14 protein-coding genes and 1 pseudogene are annotated in these 18972 nt (G+C 73.2%); 9 read left to right on the plus strand and 6 right to left on the minus strand.

Annotated features, from left to right (window positions below; genetic code table 11):
- The first annotated feature begins 11 nt into the window (after positions 1 to 11).
- Positions 12 to 758, plus strand: coding sequence for a lysophospholipid acyltransferase family protein (locus AB4K12_RS01935; protein WP_368432456.1), 747 nt, complete (start codon positions 12 to 14; stop codon positions 756 to 758).
- A 63-nt stretch (positions 759 to 821) separates the two neighbouring features.
- Here the strand turns inward: AB4K12_RS01935 and lepB are convergent, their stop codons facing one another.
- From lepB to AB4K12_RS01950, 3 genes are all read right to left on the minus strand, one after another.
- The gene (gene lepB / locus AB4K12_RS01940; RefSeq protein ID WP_368432457.1) at positions 822 to 1676 is read right to left on the minus strand and encodes a signal peptidase I; all 855 of its coding nucleotides are present in this window, start codon (positions 1674 to 1676) and stop codon (positions 822 to 824) included.
- A 209-nt stretch (positions 1677 to 1885) separates the two neighbouring features.
- Complete coding sequence (locus tag AB4K12_RS01945) at positions 1886 to 2473, minus strand: hypothetical protein (protein WP_368432458.1); 588 nt, start codon at positions 2471 to 2473, stop codon at positions 1886 to 1888.
- Between the two features lie 69 nt (positions 2474 to 2542).
- On the minus strand, positions 2543 to 2857 hold the full coding sequence (locus tag AB4K12_RS01950; RefSeq protein WP_368432459.1) for a hypothetical protein: 315 nt from the start codon (positions 2855 to 2857) through the stop codon (positions 2543 to 2545).
- Positions 2858 to 3071: 214 nt separating this feature from the next.
- Between AB4K12_RS01950 and AB4K12_RS01955 the strand changes: the two genes are divergently transcribed.
- Positions 3072 to 4253 (plus strand): Ig-like domain-containing protein, encoded by a 1182-nt coding sequence (locus tag AB4K12_RS01955; RefSeq protein WP_368432460.1) that lies wholly within the window; start codon positions 3072 to 3074, stop codon positions 4251 to 4253.
- A gap of 417 nt (positions 4254 to 4670) precedes the next feature.
- Positions 4671 to 6158 carry an amino acid permease gene (locus AB4K12_RS01960; protein ID WP_368432461.1) on the plus strand — a complete coding sequence of 496 codons (1488 nt, stop codon included), beginning with the start codon at positions 4671 to 4673 and terminating at the stop codon, positions 6156 to 6158.
- Between the two features lie 211 nt (positions 6159 to 6369).
- Here the strand turns inward: AB4K12_RS01960 and AB4K12_RS01965 are convergent, their stop codons facing one another.
- A complete protein-coding gene (locus AB4K12_RS01965) occupies positions 6370 to 7488 on the minus strand; it encodes an alpha/beta hydrolase family protein (protein WP_368432462.1) in 1119 nt (372 codons plus the stop codon).
- 286 nt (positions 7489 to 7774) lie between these two features.
- On the opposite strand from AB4K12_RS01965, the gene AB4K12_RS01970 reads away from it, so the two are divergent.
- The 6 genes and pseudogenes from AB4K12_RS01970 to AB4K12_RS01995 form a co-directional block, all read left to right on the plus strand.
- On the plus strand, positions 7775 to 8836 hold the full coding sequence (locus AB4K12_RS01970; RefSeq protein WP_368432463.1) for an enoyl-CoA hydratase/isomerase family protein: 1062 nt from the start codon (positions 7775 to 7777) through the stop codon (positions 8834 to 8836).
- Positions 8837 to 9008: 172 nt separating this feature from the next.
- On the plus strand, positions 9009 to 11243 hold the full coding sequence (locus tag AB4K12_RS01975; RefSeq protein WP_368432464.1) for a DNA/RNA helicase domain-containing protein: 2235 nt from the start codon (positions 9009 to 9011) through the stop codon (positions 11241 to 11243).
- Positions 11244 to 11441: 198 nt separating this feature from the next.
- Positions 11442 to 13037: a sigma-70 family RNA polymerase sigma factor gene (locus AB4K12_RS01980; RefSeq protein WP_368432465.1), complete on the plus strand. Its 1596-nt coding sequence runs from the start codon at positions 11442 to 11444 to the stop codon at positions 13035 to 13037.
- A gap of 182 nt (positions 13038 to 13219) precedes the next feature.
- Complete coding sequence (locus AB4K12_RS01985) at positions 13220 to 15256, plus strand: RICIN domain-containing protein (protein WP_368432466.1); 2037 nt, start codon at positions 13220 to 13222, stop codon at positions 15254 to 15256.
- A 124-nt stretch (positions 15257 to 15380) separates the two neighbouring features.
- Complete coding sequence (locus AB4K12_RS01990; protein WP_368432467.1) at positions 15381 to 15980, plus strand: hypothetical protein; 600 nt, start codon at positions 15381 to 15383, stop codon at positions 15978 to 15980.
- 88 nt (positions 15981 to 16068) lie between these two features.
- Positions 16069 to 16719: pseudogene (locus AB4K12_RS01995) on the plus strand (phosphatase PAP2 family protein); the annotation flags it as partial.
- 45 nt (positions 16720 to 16764) lie between these two features.
- Here AB4K12_RS01995 and AB4K12_RS02000 read toward each other — a convergent pair.
- Both AB4K12_RS02000 and AB4K12_RS02005 read right to left on the minus strand, forming a co-directional pair.
- Positions 16765 to 17448, minus strand: coding sequence for a response regulator (locus AB4K12_RS02000; protein WP_368432468.1), 684 nt, complete (start codon positions 17446 to 17448; stop codon positions 16765 to 16767).
- A 7-nt stretch (positions 17449 to 17455) separates the two neighbouring features.
- Positions 17456 to 18850, minus strand: a complete 1395-nt coding sequence (locus AB4K12_RS02005) for a sensor histidine kinase (protein ID WP_368432469.1) — start codon at positions 18848 to 18850, stop codon at positions 17456 to 17458.
- Positions 18851 to 18972 lie beyond the last annotated feature (122 nt).

An 18972-nucleotide genomic window follows, 5' to 3' on the forward strand; every position in this document is an offset into this window, starting at 1 on the left:
CTTGTCGAACAATGTTCTACTACTTCTTCAAGAACATCGTGCTCATACCGCTGTTGCGGTGGGTCTTCCGGCCGAAGGTCGAGGGCATGGAGCACCTGCCGACGTCCGGGTCCGCCATCATCGCGGGCAACCACCTGTCGTTCTCCGACCACTTCATGATGCCGGTGATGGTCAAGCGCCGGATCACCTTCCTCGCCAAGATGGAGTACTTCACCGGAACGGGCCTGAAGGGCCGGCTCACGGCGGCGTTCTTCCGCGGCATCGGCGGGATCCCGGTGGACCGCTCGGGCAAGGAGGCGGCACAGGCGGCGGTCGACACGGCGCTGGGCGTCCTGGAGCGGGGCGAGCTGCTCGGCATCTACCCGGAGGGGACGCGCTCGCACGACGGGCGGCTGTACAAGGGCAAGGTCGGCGTCGCCGCCATGGCGCTCAAGTCGGGGGCCCCGGTCATTCCCTGCGCCATGATCGGCACCTTCGAGGCGCAGCCGACCGGACGGCGGCTGCCGCGCCTGGTGCCCATCACCATCCGCTTCGGCGAGCCGCTCGACTTCTCCCGCTACGCGGGGATGGAGGACCAGCGCGCGGTGCTGCGCGCGGTCACCGACGAGATCATGTACGCGATCCTCAAGCTCTCGCGGCAGGAGTACGTCGACACCTACGCCACCGAGGCCCGGGCGGCGCTGCGCCTGGCGCCCCCGCCCGCCGGTCATGACGTCGCCGCGCCGGCCCGGCCCACCGGCCGGTCCGCCGCGGCCTGACCGTACGTCATCCCGTTTCCGTCCCGGGCACGCCGCCGGCGCGCCCAGGACGTACGGGAGTTCCTACCGGCGGCGCCGGCGCCAGAGCACCGCGGGCACGGCCGCGGTGAGGGCCAGCGCCCCCGGCGCCACGGTCGCCGCGGCGCTCAGGCCCCGCTGGTCGAAGGTGTCCGGAACGGGCAGCGTGTCCCAGCGGTTGAGCGGCCAGGCGATCACCACGGCACGCCCGACGACGTCGTCGACGGGCACGAAGCCCTGGCCCGGACCGTCCTGGTGGAAGCGGGAGTCGGCCGAGTCCTGCCGGTGGTCGCCCATCACCCAGATCTTGCCCTTGGGCACGGTCACCTTGAACTGGCCGCCCCGGCCGTTCTGCTCCTCAGTGCTGCAGGGGGTGTTCCCGGCGAAGACGTAGGGCTCGTCGAGCGCCTTGCCGTTGACCTTCAGCGGGCCGGTGCCCACACACTCCACCGTGTCGCCGGCGACTCCGACGACCCGCTTGATGAGGTCCTTCTCGTTGGCGGACGGCATGAGCCCGACGAAGCTGAGGGCCTTCTGCAGGGCGTTCGGCTCGGCCGTCGGCTCGTCCCGCAGCCAGTTGTCGGGGTCGCGGAAGACGACGACCTCGCCCCGCTCGGGCTTGGAGCCGAACCACGGCGTCAGCTTGTCGACCAGAACGCGATCGCCTATCTGCAGCGTGTTCTGCATCGAGTTCGACGGGATGGAGAACGCCTGCAGCAGGAACGTCTTGATGAGCAGCGCCAGCAGCAGGGCGATGCCGATGAGGAAGGGGAACTCCTTCCAGAAGGAGCGCTGCTGCCTTGCCTGCCTCCGGCCTCGCGTGCCGTCCGTCCGATCCCCGTCGTCCGGCGGGCTGCCGCCCCCGGCGACGGGATCGTCGGTCTGTGCTGGATTCCCCACGTGCTACTCCTCCGTCTGTGCTGCGGCCCGCCCCCGTCCGCGGCGCAGGCCCACCACTTACTCAACGAGCGGGAGTTCCGGGCCGCACGAGCCGGCGCCGGCCGGCCCGGGGAAATTGTCGCCGATGCCGGTACGCCCGCGATCATCGGGGGCTCCGCAGGAGCACCGTACGGCCCCGCGAGGCCGCCGGCGTACGCCCTTACCGGCCGTCAGCCGGTGGCCCTCTCCCACAGGATCCCGGCGAACGTCGCGACGACGGCGACGGCCACCGCGCCGGCGCCGCCGCGGAGGAGCAGAGGCCGCCACAGGCTCGGCCGGCCCAGTGCCGTGCGCTGCGAGGAGAGGCGGGCCATCATGCCCGCCGGAGCGATGAGCACCGTGATCGCGAACCACCACCACGCGTAGACCACCGGCGCGCCGACGTGCCCGCCGAGCACCGCCGCCCCCAGTCCCGTGGCGCCCACGGCCGCGACGGACGTCACGGCGGACGTGGCCGGGGTCCACCACAGGGCGTCGCCGCCCCACCGGCGGCCCACCCGCTGGGCGAGGGTGACGGTGGGCATGACGAGCGCGAGGGTGACGACCGAGCACACCACCGTCAGCAACGCCGTCAGGACCGGCACGCCGAACACGATGAAGAAGGCGGGGCTGTCGGCGTCCGGGTCGGGATCGGGGTGGGTGAGGCCCCAGCCGAACAGAGCGGCTCCCACGAACCAGATCTCGACAAGCTGCGCTGCCGTCGAGGTGGCGATCGCCGACCACGTCCACACCCTGCGACCTGCGGTTTTCGTGTTCACGCCCCCATGATCCGCTCTGCTTCGAAGCGGTGGACCGCGGGGGGTCGGGTTCCGTGACCAGCGGCGGAATCAGCCCTTCCGGCGTTTGGCGACGGTGGTGACGATGACGGGGAGCAGCAGCTCGAGGGCCCGGCTGACGGCCGGGACGGGGATCCCGGTCCGCCCGGCGACGGACTCGGCCACGGGAGCGGAGATCCGGGCCAGGACCCCGGACATCAGACCGCCGCCGGACCGCTCGCCGAAGTCGGCGGGAAGCGCGGAGACGGTGGCCGCCACGACCTGCCTCGCCCCCTCGGAGTCGGTGCCGAGCTCCCCGGCGAGTTCCTGGATCCGGTCCTCGCCCAGCTCCTCGAGGACGTCATCGCGCAGCGCGTCATCTCCCATGCGCCCGACATTACGCGGAGGCGCCCGCCGGCGTACGGAACGTAGCGCGGCACACCGCCGGGCCGCGCTGAACAAATGTTTCTTTCTTCGTGCAACCGTACAAGGTTGTCGATCATCTCTAGGAGTGTGGTGGGGGGTGCCGTCGACCGCAGGGAGGACGGCAAAGCAGGGCCCGCCGCGTCACTTTCGTCGCTGTAGAGAAAGGTCGACTCACGTGCACGTCGCAACGGGCCGTCGCTCCGTCCTGTTGGCATCCGCGCTCATGGGCTCCCTGGCGCTCTCCGCCTGTTCGTCGGGCTCCGGCGGTTCGGGCTCCGACGCGTCGGCAGAGGCCCGCGTCAGCGTCACTCCGGGCGGCGGCCAGGACGTCGCGCTCGGCGCGCCGATATCGGTGAAGGCCGACGGCGGCCGCCTGACGGTGGTGGAGGTCAAGGACGACAAGGGGCAGAAGGTCGAGGGGCGGATGGCCGGTGACGGCGCCACCTGGACCTCGGAGAGCAAGGTCGGCCCCAAGACCACCTACACCGTGCGCACCACCGCGAAGGGCGGCAAGGACGGCAAGGGCAAGGAGTCCTCCGCCACGGCCACCTTCACCACCCGGTCGGCGCCGAGCGTCAACAAGCTCACCAACACGCCGGGCAACGGGGAGACCGTCGGTACGGGCATGCCGGTGTCCATCCTCTTCGACCACCCCGTCGACAAGAGCAAGCGCGCCGAGATCGAGAAGTCCCTGACGGTCACCACGCAGCCGAAGGTGGAGGGCGCCTGGGGCTGGGTGAAGGACTGGTCGGGGCAGGACCGCGTCGACTGGCGGCCCAAGACCTACTGGCCGTCGGGGACCAAGGTCGCCGTGAAGGGGAACCTGACGGGCGTCGACTCCGGCGAGGGCGGCTGGTTCGCCCGGAACTACGACTTCGGCTTCACCATAGGCGCCGACCACAAGGCCGTCATCGACGTCCCCTCGCACCTCCTGACCATGTACGAGGACGGCAAGCCGGTCGGCACCATCAAGGGCTCCGCGGGCTCGCCCGTCGACCCCACGCGAGGCGGCATCCACACCGTCCGCAGCAAGAACGCCGCCGAGACGATGGACTCCGCGACCATCGGCCACGGCAACGAGTGGATGCTCGACTCCAAGTGGGTCACCCACCTCACCGCCTCCGGTACGTTCCTGCACTCCGCGCCCTGGAACAACTCGGTCGGCGTGGAGAACAACAGCCACGGCTGCTTCGGCATGACCACCTCCGACGCCAAGAGGGCCTACGACTTCCTGTCCATCGGCTCCACCGTCGAGGTCAAGAACACCACCAGCACCAAGGTGACCGACGTCGGCAACGGTCTCGAGGTCTGGCAGGAGAACTGGGAGCAGTGGCAGAAGCGCAGCGCGCTGAAGTAACCCGGCTTCCTTCGTCCGCGGGAGAGCGACCTGCTCTCCCGCGGATTTTTTATTCCAAAAATAGGTGCCCCCGACATTCACTCCCCACGGTTATGGGGACGTCACGGACGGCGATGCCCGCTGTTATCGCCGCCACATAGCGAGGTCGGTTGTCTTTTCGTTACACAGCATTCCTCGGGCCGCTCGTTTCCTGGGTTCCGGCGTGGCTAGCGTATGCAATTCATAAAATCAACTCTCCGTAAACTCTTGACGGCGTACAGGCGCGCCTCACACCATTCACCTCATGGACTGGATCGGGCCACGGTGTCCGATAGTCGATGACCACCGGTCCACACCTTCCGAACAACCTCGGGCTCCGGCGTCGCCAGCCGGTATCCGAGCATGCTGTTCCCCCCTCCAGTGAAGGCGAAGACATATATGAGTGACCGCACCCTCACTGCGGCCGACCCCCAGCCCGGCGTTGCCGCGCCGGCGACGACGTCCCCACACGTCGACGCCGGTGACGCGGGCTACAGCAAGGACCTCAAGTCCCGCCACGTGAACATGATCGCGATCGGCGGTGCCATCGGTACCGGTCTGTTCCTCGGCGCCGGTGGCCGTCTCCACAACGCCGGCCCGTCCCTCTTCATCGCGTACGCGGTCTGCGGGCTCTTCGCCTTCTTCGTCGTCCGTGCGCTCGGCGAGCTGGTGCTCTACCGTCCCTCCTCCGGTGCGTTCGTCTCGTACGCCCGTGAGTTCATGGGGGAGAAGGGCGCCTACACCGCGGGCTGGCTCTACTTCCTGAACTGGGCCACGACCGGCATCGCGGACATCACCGCCGTCGCCACGTACACCCACTACTGGAGCATGTTCAGCGACATCCCCCAGTGGGTGCTCGCCCTGATCGCCCTCGCCGTCGTCCTCACCGTGAACCTGATCTCGGTGAAGTACTTCGGTGAGATGGAGTTCTGGTTCGCGATCATCAAGGTCGCCGCCATCTCCATCTTCATGGTCGTCGGCATCTTCCTGCTGGCCAGCCAGCACAAGGTGGGTACCACCACCCCGGGTCTGGACAACATCTTCGACCACGGTGGCATCTTCCCGACCGGTGTCGTCCCGATGCTGATGGTCATCCAGGGTGTCGTCTTCGCCTACGCCTCCGTCGAGCTGTGCGGCGTCGCCGCGGGTGAGACCGAGAACCCCGAGAAGATCATGCCGAAGGCGATCAACTCGATCATGTGGCGTGTGGGTCTCTTCTACGTCGGCTCGGTCGTCCTGCTGGCGCTGCTGCTGCCGTACACCTCCTACATCGTCGGCGAGAGCCCGTTCGTCACCGTCCTGGGGAAGATCGGCGTGCCGTACATGGCCGGCGTGATGAACCTCGTCGTCCTCACCGCGGCGCTGTCCAGCCTGAACTCGGGTCTGTACTCCACCGGCCGCATCCTGCGCTCGATGGCCATGTCCGGCTCCGCGCCGAAGTTCACCGGCCTGATGAACAAGGGCCAGGTGCCCTACGGCGGCATCCTGCTCACCGCGTTCTTCTGTGTCCTCGGTGTCGGTCTGAACTTCGTCGTCCCGGCGGACGCCTTCGAGATCGTGCTGAACTTCGCCGCGATCGGCATCATCGGCACCTGGGGCATGATCATGGTCTGCTCCCTGCTCTTCTGGAAGCGCTCCAAGGAGGGCCGGGTCACCCGCCCCGGCTACAAGCTGCCCTGGGCCCCGTACACCCAGATCGTCACCCTGGTCTTCCTGGCCGGTGTCCTGGGCATCATGGCCTCCGACGAGGGCGCCAGCCGCACCACCGTCATGTGCCTGCCCATCATCGTGGCGGCCCTGGTCGGCGGATGGTTCCTGGTGCGCGGCCGCGTCGCCCGGATCCAGCGCGAGACCGAGCTCGAGCGGGCCGGTGCCGAGCAGTCGTAACCCCCATATCGGCTGACCGGAACCGGTCGTAAACGGAGGCGTCCCCCACGGCAGTGGCCATGGGGGACGCCTCCGGCGTTGTGCCGCCGGAACCCCCGTGTGTCCCGGTGACACCGCGGTGCGAGGAGCGCGGCGTCCCCGTTCGGACGTCCGGAGCCGGACGTCCCGCCGCGCGTCCTCCCAGGGCGTGTCCGATGGGTCGGCACGGGCCCTAGCGGAGGAAGGTCACCTCCGGATAGGCCGCGGACGGCCCGTCGAGCAGCGTGCCGCGCGCGCCCCGCAGGTGCCGGTCGAAGAAGGCGCTCACATAGGCCCGGGTCAGGGCGGTCGCCCGGTCCTGCTTGAGCGTGCCGAAGGCGCCGGGCACGGCCTCCGGCGGGATGCGGTCCCCGAGGCCGAACCGGTCGACGAGCCACGGCGCGTCGGTGAAGGTCAGGTGCCCGCCGTCGGGGACGTCGAGCCAGCGCTTCCAGCCGGTGAGCCGGTCCCAGGTGTGCTCCCAGTTCGCCCGGGGCTCGGGCAGCTTCCCCCGCTGGGCGCCGAGCAGCAGCACCGGGCGCGCGAGGCCCTCGGCGGGCGGCTCGGTGAAGAAATTGCCGTCCATGTTGACCGCCGCCTTCACCCGCGGGTCCTCGCGCATGACCTCGACCGCACTCGCCCCGCCGATCGAGTGCCCGGCCACGCCGACGCGCTTGCGGTCGATCACCAGGCCGCTGCCGGGGGCCGTCAGCCGGTCGAGCACGAAGCTGATGTCCTTCGCCCGGTTCTGCACGACGGGGAGGTCCAGCCTGTCGCAGATCAGGCAGTCCTCGATGCGGCCGCCGGGGAACTCCACCGGCGCCTCGTAGGTGTGGTCGACCGCGGCCACGGCGTAGCCGCGGGAGGCCAGGTCCTCGCCCAGACCGGTCAGCGTGGCGCGGCTCATCCCGAAGCCGGGGGACAGGACGACCAGCGGTCGCTTCCCCGGCGCGGGCAGCGCGTTGACGAGGCCGTGCGTGCGGACGTCGGCGATGGCCTCGATGCCCAGGACCTTCTTCGACAGCTCCTTCGAGACGTACGGCGCCCGCGCGCCGTGCCGCACCGCCGCCGGATACCAGAGGGAGACCATCAGCTCGCGGTGGCCCGCGGCCGGCTTCCACGGGTCGGGCCGGGAGGAGTCGACCAGGTGCAGGGTCCGGGTGCCGATCGGCGCTCGCGTCGCCGGCGCCGGCAGCTCGGCCGGGGCGGGCGCGGGACGCGCCGCCGCCGCGGCCGCCGGTATCTGCGGCGCGGCGAGGGCCGTCAGGAGTGCGGCGACGGTGAAGGCCCGCCGTGACGTCGTGTTCTTCATGATCGACACGCTAGGCGGCCCCCGTCGCACCCGGCATCCGACTCAGGACGGAGAGCGACCGCCCCGTGCTCCTCCGCCCGGAGGAGTGCGGCGGTGTGACATGACGTCAGAGGGTGGCCCGGGGGGCCTGTGCAGGCGGTGGCCGACTGGGCGACGATGACCTCGAGAAGATCGTCCCCGATCGACGGGTCCACCGGGCCCCGGAAGGAACGAACGAGAACATGCGCCTCGATGTCGCCCTCGGGCCGGCGGGACCACACGCCCTGCGAGGACCGGGAGCCCCGCGATGACCGACGACTCCGTACTGGTACGCACCGAAGGGCGCGCCGGACACCTCACCCTCAACCGCCCCAGGGCCCTCAACGCCCTCGACCACGCCATGGTGCGCCGCGTCGACGAGGCGCTCACCGCCTGGGAGCACGACGACGCGGTCACGACCGTGGTGATCAGCGGGGCCGGCGAGCGCGGGCTGTGCGCGGGCGGCGACATCCGCTCGATCCACGACGACGTCCGCTCCGGCGGGGGAGCGGCGTCGGCGGCGTTCTGGCGCGACGAGTACCGGCTCAACGCCCGCATCGCCCGCTACCCCAAGCCCTATGTCGCGATCATGGACGGCATCGTGATGGGCGGCGGCGTCGGCGTCTCGGCCCACGGTGACGTCCGCGTCGTCACCGAACGGTCCCGCGTGGCCATGCCCGAGACCGGCATCGGCTTCGTACCGGACGTCGGCGGCACCTACCTGCTGGCCCGTGCCCCCGGCGAGCTCGGCACCCACCTGGCGCTCACCGGCGCCGCGGTGGGCGCGGCGGACGCCCTGCTGTGCGGGCTCGCCGACCACTTCGTCCCGGCGGACGCGGTGCCGGCCCTCGTCGCGGACCTCGCCCACGAGGCGGCCGCGGACGTCCTGCCCCGCCACACCCGTCCGGCGCCGGACGGTGAACTCGCCGGCCACCGCGAATGGATCGACGCCTGCTACGCGGCCGGAACCGTCGAGGAGATCGTGGAACGGCTCCTCGACCACGGCACGCCCGACGCCAAGGAGGCCGCCACCACGATCCTCGCGAAGTCCCCGACCGCGCTCAAGGTCACGCTCGCCGCGCTGCGCCGGGCCCGGGGGCCGATCTCGCTGGAGCGCGTGCTGGAGCAGGAATACCGCGTCTCCTACGCGGCCCTTTCCACGCCCGATCTGGTGGAGGGCATCCGCGCGCAGGTCATCGACAAGGACCGCAGCCCGCGATGGTCCCCCGCCACCCTCGCCGAGGTCGCGGACGAGGCCGTGGCCCGCTTCTTCGCCCCGTCCGGCGAAGCGGAACTCTCCCTCGACACCCCGGAGTTCACGAACGGCTGAGCGCGTCACGGCCGCCCCGCGCACCCCGCCATAGCCCCGTCACAAGAAAGAAATACCCCGACCGTATTGACGGCCGGGGTATTTCTCTGCGTATATTGGGGGTTTCCATGCCCGACTGAAATCAGGGTATGGAGAAGCTTTATGAGGCCATCATATCCGGGCGGGAGTCGAATTGTCAAACGAGGAATTGCGACACGAGCAGGAATTCATCGATCTGCTCCATGAGCGCCTCACCGAGCTGCGCGCCTCGGCCGAGGACTCGGTCCGGGCCGCCCTCGTGCCGACGGGCACCACCCACCAGGCGCGGCTCGAACGCGACGTCCTGGTCGCCGAACAGTCCGGCCTGCTGGCCGCCTTCGACGCGGGGGAGCGCGGCCTGTGCTTCGGCCGGCTCGCCTTCCGCGACGGCCGCGACCACCACATCGGCCGCATCGGCATCCGCCGCGACGACGAGGACCGCACCCCGCTGGTCATCGACTGGCGGGCCGAGGTGGCCCGCCCGTTCTACCTCGCCACCGGGCACACCCCCATGGGGCTGCGCCGCAGGCGCCACATCACCACCGAGAACCACCGCGTCACCGCCCTGCACGACGAGATCCTGGATCTCACCGACGCCGAACGCACCGGCCACGAGGGCACCGACGCCGACGCCGTGCTCTTCGCCGCGCTCGACTCGGCCCGTACCGGCCGCATGCACGACATCGTGCAGACCATCCAGGCCGAGCAGGACCGCATCATCCGCGCCCCCCACCACGGCGTCCTCGTCGTCGAGGGCGGGCCCGGCACCGGAAAGACCGTCGTCGCCCTGCACCGCGCCGCCTACCTCCTCTACGCCCACCGCGAGCAGCTGGCCCGCCGCGCCGTGCTGATCGTCGGGCCCAACCCGGCGTTCCTCGGCTACATCGCCGAGGTCCTGCCCTCGCTCGGCGAGACGGGCGTCCTGCTCGCCACGCCCGGGGAGCTCTTCCCCGGAGTGACGGCCGACGGCACCGACACCCCCCGTGCCGCCGAGGTCAAGGGCTCCGCCGCCATGGCCGGCGCCCTCGCCGCGTTCGTCCGCGACCGGCAGACCCTGCCCGACCCGGTGACCGTCATCGACCACGAGGACGGCGAACTGCTGCTGGACGCCGGCCTGGCCGCCGAGGCCCGCCGCCACGCGCGCGCCACCCGGCTGCCCCACAACCTCGCCCGCCCCTACTTCGCCTTCCACGTCATCGACGCGCTCACCGCCCAGCTGGCCGATCGGCTCGGCGCCGACCCCTACGGCGGCCCCAACTTCCTCGGCCCCGACGACATCGCCCAGCTCGGCAAGGGCGTCGCCGCCAGCCCCGGCGTACATGCCGCGATCGACGAACTGTGGCCCCTGCTCACCCCGCAGCGACTGGTGGCCGACTTCCTCGCCGACCCCGTCCACCTGCCCGACGCCGACGTGGACGCCGTCCGCCGCGCCGACGGCGCCTGGACGCCCGCCGACGTGCCGCTCCTCGACGAGGCCGCCGAACTCCTCGGCGAGGACGACTCGGCCGCCCGCGCGGCCGCCGAGGCCGAGCGGCAGGAACGCATCGCCTACGCGCAGGGCGTCCTCAACCTCTCCTACGGCTCCCGCACCCAGGAGTTCGAGGACCGGGAGGACGAGGACTCGGAGGTGCTCGCCGCCCACGACCTCGTCGACGCCGAACGGCTCGCCGAACGCCACGAGGAGGCCGACCACCGCAGCGCCGCCGAACGCGCGGCCGCCGACCGCACCTGGGCGTTCGGCCACGTCATCGTGGACGAGGCGCAGGAGCTGTCCGCGATGATGTGGCGGCTGCTGATGCGCCGCTGCCCCTCCCGCTCGATGACCCTGGTCGGCGACCCGGCGCAGACCGCCGAGCCGGGCGGGTGCGGCGCGTGGCAGACGATCCTCGCCCCGTACGTCGGCGACCGCTGGCGGCACGTCAGGCTGGGCGTCAACTACCGCACCCCGCAGGAGATCATGGAGGTCGCGGCGGACGTGGCCCGGTCCGCGGACCCCTCGTTCGCGCCGCCGGAGTCGATCCGCTCCACGGGCGTACGGCCCTGGGCGCACCGCACCGGCGACCTGCCCGGCGCCGTCGCCGAGGCCGTGGCCCGAGAGACGCGGGAGGAGGGCCGGCTGGCGGTGATCGCCGCGCGGGAGCACCACGCGGCCCTGGCCGCCGCCCTCCCGGCCGCCTCCACCGGCCCGGCGCCCGACCTGACCAGCCCGGTGGTGCTGCTCGACCCCCGGCAGGCCAAGGGCCTGGAGTTCGACACGGTGATCGTGGCGGAGCCGGGGGACTTCGGGGTGAGCGACCTCTACGTCGCGCTCACCCGGGCCACCCAGCGGCTGGGCGTGACGCACACCGGCCCGCTGCCGGCGGGCCTTCGGATGCCGGCCGTCTCCTGACCGCCCACCGGCCGCCCGTCCCGGCCCGCCGCGCGCCGGCGGGCCGGGCGCGGATCGGCCGCCGGCGGCCACCCGGACGGGCCGTGCCGGAACGAAAAATCGATCGGATCGCAGCTTTTTTGTTATGCGTCCGTACTCCCCAGGTCTCCCAAGTGCCGGGACGCCACAGCGGCGCGGCGGGAACGAGGAGGGCGGAGCGTGACGGGAACGAACGTGGCCGACATGGTCGAGGCGGCACAGGCAGGGGAGAGTGCCGCGCGCGAGGAGCTCGTCGCGGCCTGCCTCCCGTTGGTCTACAACATCGTCGGGCGCGCGCTGAACGGGCACGCGGACGTCGACGACGTCGTGCAGGAGACCATGATCCGGATGGTCAGCGGCCTCGACGGGCTGCGCGATCCGGGCCGCTTCCGTTCGTGGCTCGTGGCGATCACCGTCAACCAGATACGCCGGCACTGGCGCAGCGAGCGTCAGGAGGCGCCCGTCACCGGGCTGCAGGACGCGGGCGACGTCCACGACCCCGACGCGGACTTCGTGGGGCTGACCATCGTGCGGCTGAGCCTGGAGGGCGAGCGCAGAGAGGCGGCGGAGGCCACCCGCTGGCTGGACGACGACGAGCGGGCGGTGCTGTCGCTGTGGTGGCTGGAGGCCACCGGCGAACTGACCCGCGCCGAGGTCGCCGCCGCGCTGGAACTGTCGCCCCAGCACACCGCCGTACGCGTCCAGCGCATCAAGGGCCAGCTGGAGACCGCGCGCGGTGTCGTGCGGGTCCTGTCCGCCGCCCCGCGCTGCCCGGAGCTGGCAGGCGTCCTCGGCCCGTGGGACGGTGTGCCCTCCCCGCTGTGGCGCAAGCGCATCGCCCGGCACGCGCGCGGCTGCGCCGAGTGCGGCGGCCACCGGTCCGTTCTGGTGCCCGCCGAGGGGCTGCTCGCCGGCCTCGGCCTGGTGCCCGTCGCCGCCGCTCTGGCCGACCGGGTCGCCGAGGCGCTGCCCGCGGCTCCCGTGGCGGGCGCCGCGCCCCTGGGGCCGGACGGCGCGGAGGATACCGGCGGGGGCGCGGGCGACGCCCCCGGACAGGACGGCACGGCCGGAGGTCCGCGCAGGATGGCCCGGCCCGCCCTGGCCGTCGCCGCTCTCGCCGTCGTCGCCGGCGGTGTGCTCGGCGGCTGCGAGTACTTCTCCGCCTCCCCGGAGCAGGCCGCCCCGACGGAGCTGAGCGCCCCCGGCCGTGACATTCCGTCCGCCCGGCCCCTGACGCCCGGTACCCCGGAGGCGTCCGAGCGCACCGGCGAGGCCCCGCCCGCCGACCGTTCCTCGCCCGGCGGCCGTCGCCCCGTGGAGCCGGCCGCCCGCACCACCGCGCCGGCGACCTCGCCGACGACGCCGGCCCCCGCTCCCGCCCGTACGGCGTCCCGCCGCCCGGTGCCCCCGCCGGGCCCGCGCGAGGACGCCCCGCGCCCGCGGGGCCCGCGCGAGGACCTCGAGCGGGAGGTCGTACGCCTGGTCAACGCGGAGCGCGCCCGGGCCGGTTGCTGCCCGCTGCGGCGGGACGCCGGGCTGGCGGCCACCGCGCGGGAGGGCTCCGCCGGGGCGGCCCGCACGGCCGGCGGCCGGTGGACCTTCTCCGGCGTGACCACGGTCGGCGGCCGGCTCGACGCGGCCGCGGTCGTGTCCGTCTGGATGAAGACGCCGGGCCGGCGCGAGGCCGTCCTCGACTGCTCGCGCACCCGCATGGGCGTCGGGGTCACCGCCGACGCCGGTGCCCGGCGCTGGAACCAGGCCTTCGCCACCCGCTGAAGCGCCCCCCAGCGCCCCCGAAAGACCCCCTGAGCCACCGCCGGGCCCGCCCGGATCGTCCCGCCGCGCGCTGTCACGGCGCCGGACGAACCCCCCACGCACCGTCAAGGGCGGGCCCGGCGGTTCCGGGGCCTGAAAGGCCCCCGCAGTACTGACCCTCCACCACCGATGGGACTCGCACGATGCGCACCACGCACGCCCGCAAGAAACCCAGCCCGCACCGCCGGAGCAGAACCCGGCGCCGGGTGATCGTCACGGCCGCCGCGACGGCCGCGGCCGCCGCCCTGGCCATCGGCGTCATCGGCATCGGGTCGGCGACGACGCCGGACGACCCGACGACCGAGGCCAAGGGCGTTCCCGCCGCCGCCCAGCCGGTGCACAAGGCCCCGCCCGCGCCGCTGACCAAGACCCCCAAGGCCGACACGGGCCGCGGCCTGGTCTACAAGGGCCTCGACCCGGCGCCCAAGGGCGACCCCTGCGTCGGCGTCTACCGCGTCTCCGACGCCCGGCTGTGCACCCACGGCCCGGACGCGCCGCCCAAGGGCATCGACATCACCAAGGACACCCCGCCCGTGGCCAAGGCCGCGTCCGCGCCGGACCTGAAGGGCGACGGCAAGCAGGCCCCCGCGGCGGCCGAGGCCCTGCAGGGCTCGACGGCCGCCCTCGACGCCCGCACCGGCAGCGTCGCCGCCGGCGGCCCGGCCCCGGCCGCCCCCGGCGCTCCCGGCGGCTCGAAGACCGTCTGCGAGGGCGACGGCTCCACCGGCAACCGGGTCCAGGTGCTGTACGTCCACGGCCCCGGCCGCGACCGGTTCGGGCAGTACGCCGCCTCGTTCAAGCAGTGGGCGGCGGAGACCGACGTCATCTACAACGCGAGCGCCAAGGAGACCGGCGGCGAGCGGCACGTCCGCTACGTCACCGAGGCCGACTGCACCCCGTCCGTCCTGAACGTCGAGATCCCCGACGGCTCCCTGGCCGAGTTCGGCGCGACGAACAACGCCCTGGCCGCCAAGGGCTTCAACCGCCGCGACCGCAAGTACATGATCTTCGCCGACGCCCAGGTGTACTGCGGCATCGGCACCTTCAACGGCGACGAGCGCCCGGGCGCCGACAACCTCAGCAACTTCGGTCCCTCCTACGGCCGTACGGACAACGGCTGCTGGGGCGGCAGCACCCCCGCCCACGAACTCGGCCACAACCTCGGCGCCGTCAACAACAGCGCCCCGCACACCAGCAAGGCCGCGCACTGCGTCGACGAGTGGGACATCATGTGCTACTCCGACGCGCCGTACTACCCCGCGATGCAGACCATCTGCCCCGACCGCTCCAACGACGAGCGCCTGGACTGCGGCCACGACGACTACTTCCACACCAACCCGCGCCCGGGCAGCTACCTGGCCACCCACTGGAACATCGCCAACAACCGCTTCCTCATAGCCGGCGGCGGCAGCACCGACCCCAACCCCAGCCCCACCCCCACCCCGAACCCCACCGGGACCGCCACCCCCGACCCGACCACCGGGCCCGCCGCGCAGGTCACCCAGATCGCCCCGGACTCCGCCCTGGTCAGCTGGCCCAAGGCCGCCTCGGCCGCCGGCTACGACCTGCTGCTCAACGGCAAGAAGTACGCGGACGTCAAGGAGACCTCCGTCCGACTCGTCCGCCTCACCCCCGACACGGCCTACAAGGTCGCCGTCGCCGCGCGCGGCGCCGACGGCAAGGTCTCCGCGCCCGGCCGCACCGCCTCCTTCCGCACCCTGCCCTCCGGCAACGGCCCGACCACCAAGCCGGGCGGTAAGTTCCTGCTGCTCAACAGCCTCACCGGCCAGGCCGCCGACCTGTGGAGCGGCTCCACCGCGAACGGCACGGTCGCCATCGCCTACCAGCGCCACGGCTACGCCAACCAGCAGTGGACGTTCGAGGACGCGGGCGGCGGCGCCGTGCGCGTGAAGTCCGTCCAGTCCGGCAAGTGCCTCCAGCCCGGCACCGACGGGCGTGCGGTGGCCGGCCAGTACGTCGCCCAGCAGCCCTGCGGCGGCTCCTCGGCCCAGAAGTGGAAGCTGACCGCCAACGGCTCCGGCTCCTACGTCCTCCAGCCGCAGGGCTCCACCCTGGCGCTGGGCATCAGCAAGCGCTGGTACTACGGCGGATGGCTGCTCGAGCTGCAGGAGCAGAACAAGCAGGGCTACCAGAACTGGACGCTCTCCGAGGCGTCCTGACGGGCGAAAGCCCCGGCACCCCCTGAACCGGGCCGGCGACCACGACCCACCTCACCCCCACCCCCCACCGCGGTCGCCGGCCCTTCCCCTTCCCTCCTTCGCCGTCCCCCACCAGGAGTACCCGATGACCTTCCGTCCCGCAGCCCTCGCCCCGGCGGCCGGACTGCTCGGCGCCCTGATCGTGCTGGGCGCCGCCCAACCGGCCGCCGCGCACGGCGACACCATCCACTTCACCGTCTCCGGCGACCGGCCGGACGGCCACGTACGGGCCGTCGCCCTCTGGGACAACGACGACGACCCGGTGGACGAGCCGGTCGCGGGCACCCTGACCGCACAGGACCCCAACGGCACCACGCGCGGGCCCTGGCAGCTCGTCCGCGTCGAGGGCGAGAAGGCCACGTACACCACTCGCGAGGTGCTGACCCCGGGTACCTGGAAGATCACCGTCCACTGCGGTTTCCCCGACCTCGGCCATGGTGAGGCCACCGTGAACGTACCGGCCCTCGCCCAGGGCCCCGTGGCCTCCCCGTCCTCCGCGCCGCCGTCGTCGCCCGCCGCGCGCTCCGCCGCCGCGCCGTCCCGGCAGGCCGACGCCTCCGACGCCTCCGACGACGCGGACAAGAGCGTCACCGCGACGGTGGTCACCGCGGCCGCCGTCCTCGCCGCCGCCCTCACGGCCGGGGTGCTCGTCCTGCGCGCCCGGCGCTCGAGGAACCGGGCCTGACCGGTGGTCGACCCCTGACGATCGTCAGGGGTACGACGCTGTCGTTCGGGTCGGGCGCCGGCGGTTCGCCGTCCGTAGGTTCGACGGCATGGAACGCAGAACCGAACAAGAACGCGCCGGTCACGCCCGGAAGCCCGGGGCCCGCCCGCTGGCCGCCGCCGGCGTGCTGGCGGCGGCCGCCGGGCTGCTGGCCTGGCTCGCACCCTCCGGAGCGGACGCGTCCGGGGCGGTACGGGTCACCGGCGGCCCGTCCGTCTCCGCCTACCGGTCGCTGGCCGGCGCGGCGGCGGACGCCCCGGCCTGGGTGGGCTCGCTGCTCGGCGCGGCCACCGAGGGCACGCTGGTGGTGCTGGGGCTGCTGCTGGTGTGGGCCGGCCTGACCGCCCTGCGCCGGCACGACGTCCGGGCCGTCGCCGGGATCCTCCTGGCCGGCGCGGCGACCGTGCTGGCGTACGCGACCAGCGAGCTCCTGAAGACGATGCTGGACGAGGAACGCCCCTGCCGCGCGCTGGCGGGCATCAATCCTGTCGATCCGTGCCCGGAGCCGGGCGACTGGTCGTTCCCCAGCAACCACTCCACCCTCGCCGCGGCGCTCGCCGTCGGCCTGGCCGTCGTGCGCCCGCGGCTCGCCGCCGTGACGCTGCCGCTGGCAGCGCTCGCCGCGCTCCTGCGCGTGGCCGTCGGCGTCCACTACCCCCACGACGTCATGGCCGGCGCGCTGCTCGGCGGCGCCGTGGCCGCGGCCGCGATGATGGCGCTGCGGTCGCTCGCCGAGGCCGTGGTGTCACGGACCGGCTGGGCCCGGCGTCGGAATGACGCCCGCTTCGTGGGCCATGACGGCCGCGGCGGCGCGGTTGTCCACGCCCAGCCGCGCCAGGATGGAGCTGACGTGCGCCTTCACGGTGCCTTCCACCACGTGCAGCCGCCGGGCGATCTGACCGTTGGACAGGCCGGCGCCCAGGTGGGACAGCACGTCGCGTTCGCGGGCGGTGAGGGCGGCGACGCGATCCCGGGCGGTGGCGCGGCGCCCGGCCGCGCCGGCGGCGCCGGTGGCGGTCAGATGGGCGACCACCCGGGCGGCCACCGGGGGTGAGAGCCAGGCCGCGCCGCCGGCCACCGCGCGGACACCGGCGATGAGTTCCTCGGGCGGCCCCGACTTCACCAGGAAGCCGGCGGCCCCGCCGGACAGGGCCCGCAGGATGTAGTCGTCCTCGCCGAACGTCGTCAGCATCACGACCCTGGTGTCCGGGGCGTCGGCGCGGATGCGCGCCGCCGCCTCGATGCCGCTCACGCGCGGCATCCGGATGTCGAGCACGGCCACGTCGGGCCGGTGACGGCGGACCAGGTCCACGGCCTCGTCCCCGTCGCCGGCCTCCGCGACGACGTCCAGCCCGGGATCGGCGGCGAGCACGGCCCGTACGCCGGCGCGGATCATCGGCTCGTCGTCGGCGACCAGAACCCGGATCACGGGGTGCTCACTCGCGCAGGACGGCGAGGGCCACCAGCGTGCCGCGCCGGAAGCAGAGCTGATACGCGTCGCCGGCGGCGTCCACGAACCGGTCGGTCGTGACCGCGTAGTACTCGCACCGGACTCCCGGTCCCTTCGGTTCCGCCGCCCGGGGCCGGTACGGCAATTGACGCTCGGGCAGCACGGCCGCCACCTCGGCGCGATTCTGCCCGACGCGCAGGGCGGCGTAGGCGGCGGGGTCGAGGACGGTGTGGGACAGCGTCAGCGACGCCCACGTCACCAGTGCGGCGCTCAGCGCCACCGTGGCGGCCAGCGGCACGACGACCGCCGCGACGAGGGCGCGGCCCGCACGCCGGCGGGCCCGGCGGTGCTCGGGAGGCAGAGCGGCCGGTGCGCCGGAGGCCGGTGGCGAGGGCGGGCGCGGCGGCGGGACGTGCGGCAGGCCGGCCGTGACGGCGAAGCCGCCGTCCTGCGGGCCGTGGGAGAGCGACCCGCCCGCCAGCCGCACCCGCTCGTCCAGCCCGATCAGCCCCCGGCCGCCGCCGGACAGCGCGGCGACGGCGGCCGGGCGTGGGGCGGTGTTGCGCACCGAGACCGTGGTCCGGCCCGGCGCGTGGACGACGCGCACCGTCGCCCGCGAACCGGGCGCGTGCTTGGCGACGTTGGTCAGCGCCTCCTGTACGACCCGGTGCGCGGCCCGCTCGACCACCCCGGGCACCTCGCCCGGCGCGCCCTCGACGCACAGGGTGACATCGAGGCCGGAGGCCGCGGCCCCTTCGACCAGCGGCCCGATGGCGAAGTCCGCCGGAGCCCCGGGGGCCGCCTCGGCGTCCTCGCGCAGAATGCCGATCACCTCGGCCAGCCGCTCCACGGCCCCGGCGGCCCGGCCCCGCAGGTCGTCGGCGGCCGCGCGGTGACGCTCCGGCAGGCCGGGCGCCAGCTTCAGCGCCCCCGCCGACAGCGCGATCAGGCTCAGGTCGTGGCCGAGCGCGTCGTGCATGTCCTGGGCGATCCGGGCCCGTTCGCGCAGCCGGGCCTGCTCGGCGATCAGCCGCTGCTCGCGCTCGAGCTGTTCCGCCCGGCTCCAGCCCGCCCGCACCAGCTCCTGGTACTGGCGCAGGACGCGGCCCGCGCACCAGGGCAGCAGCAGCGCGCCGACCACCGTCGCCACGAAGACGCCCCCCAGCGCCAGCAGCGCCGGCACGGTCACCACGGCGGTCGCCGCCGCGACGACCAGCACGCTCACGGCCACGGCCATGGTCCGCGTCCGCCCCGAGCGGTGGCCCGCCGAGAACGCCGCGGCCGCGGCGACCATCGCCCACCACAGACTCGTCACGGCGCTCAGCCCGGTGGCCGCCACCGCGGCCGCCGCGAGCACCACTCCGGGGTCACGCCTGTTCACTGTCGTTCCTCGCACGTCACGAACGGTACGGAAGGCGCCGGCGCGAAACATTCGCCGAAAGTCCGGCCTCATCCGGCCTCATGGGGCTCATGAGGCCGGATGTGCCACCGCCCTCCCCATGA

It is taken from the genome of Streptomyces sp. C36 (assembly GCF_040932295.1).
Taxonomy (GTDB): domain Bacteria; phylum Actinomycetota; class Actinomycetes; order Streptomycetales; family Streptomycetaceae; genus Streptomyces; species Streptomyces triculaminicus.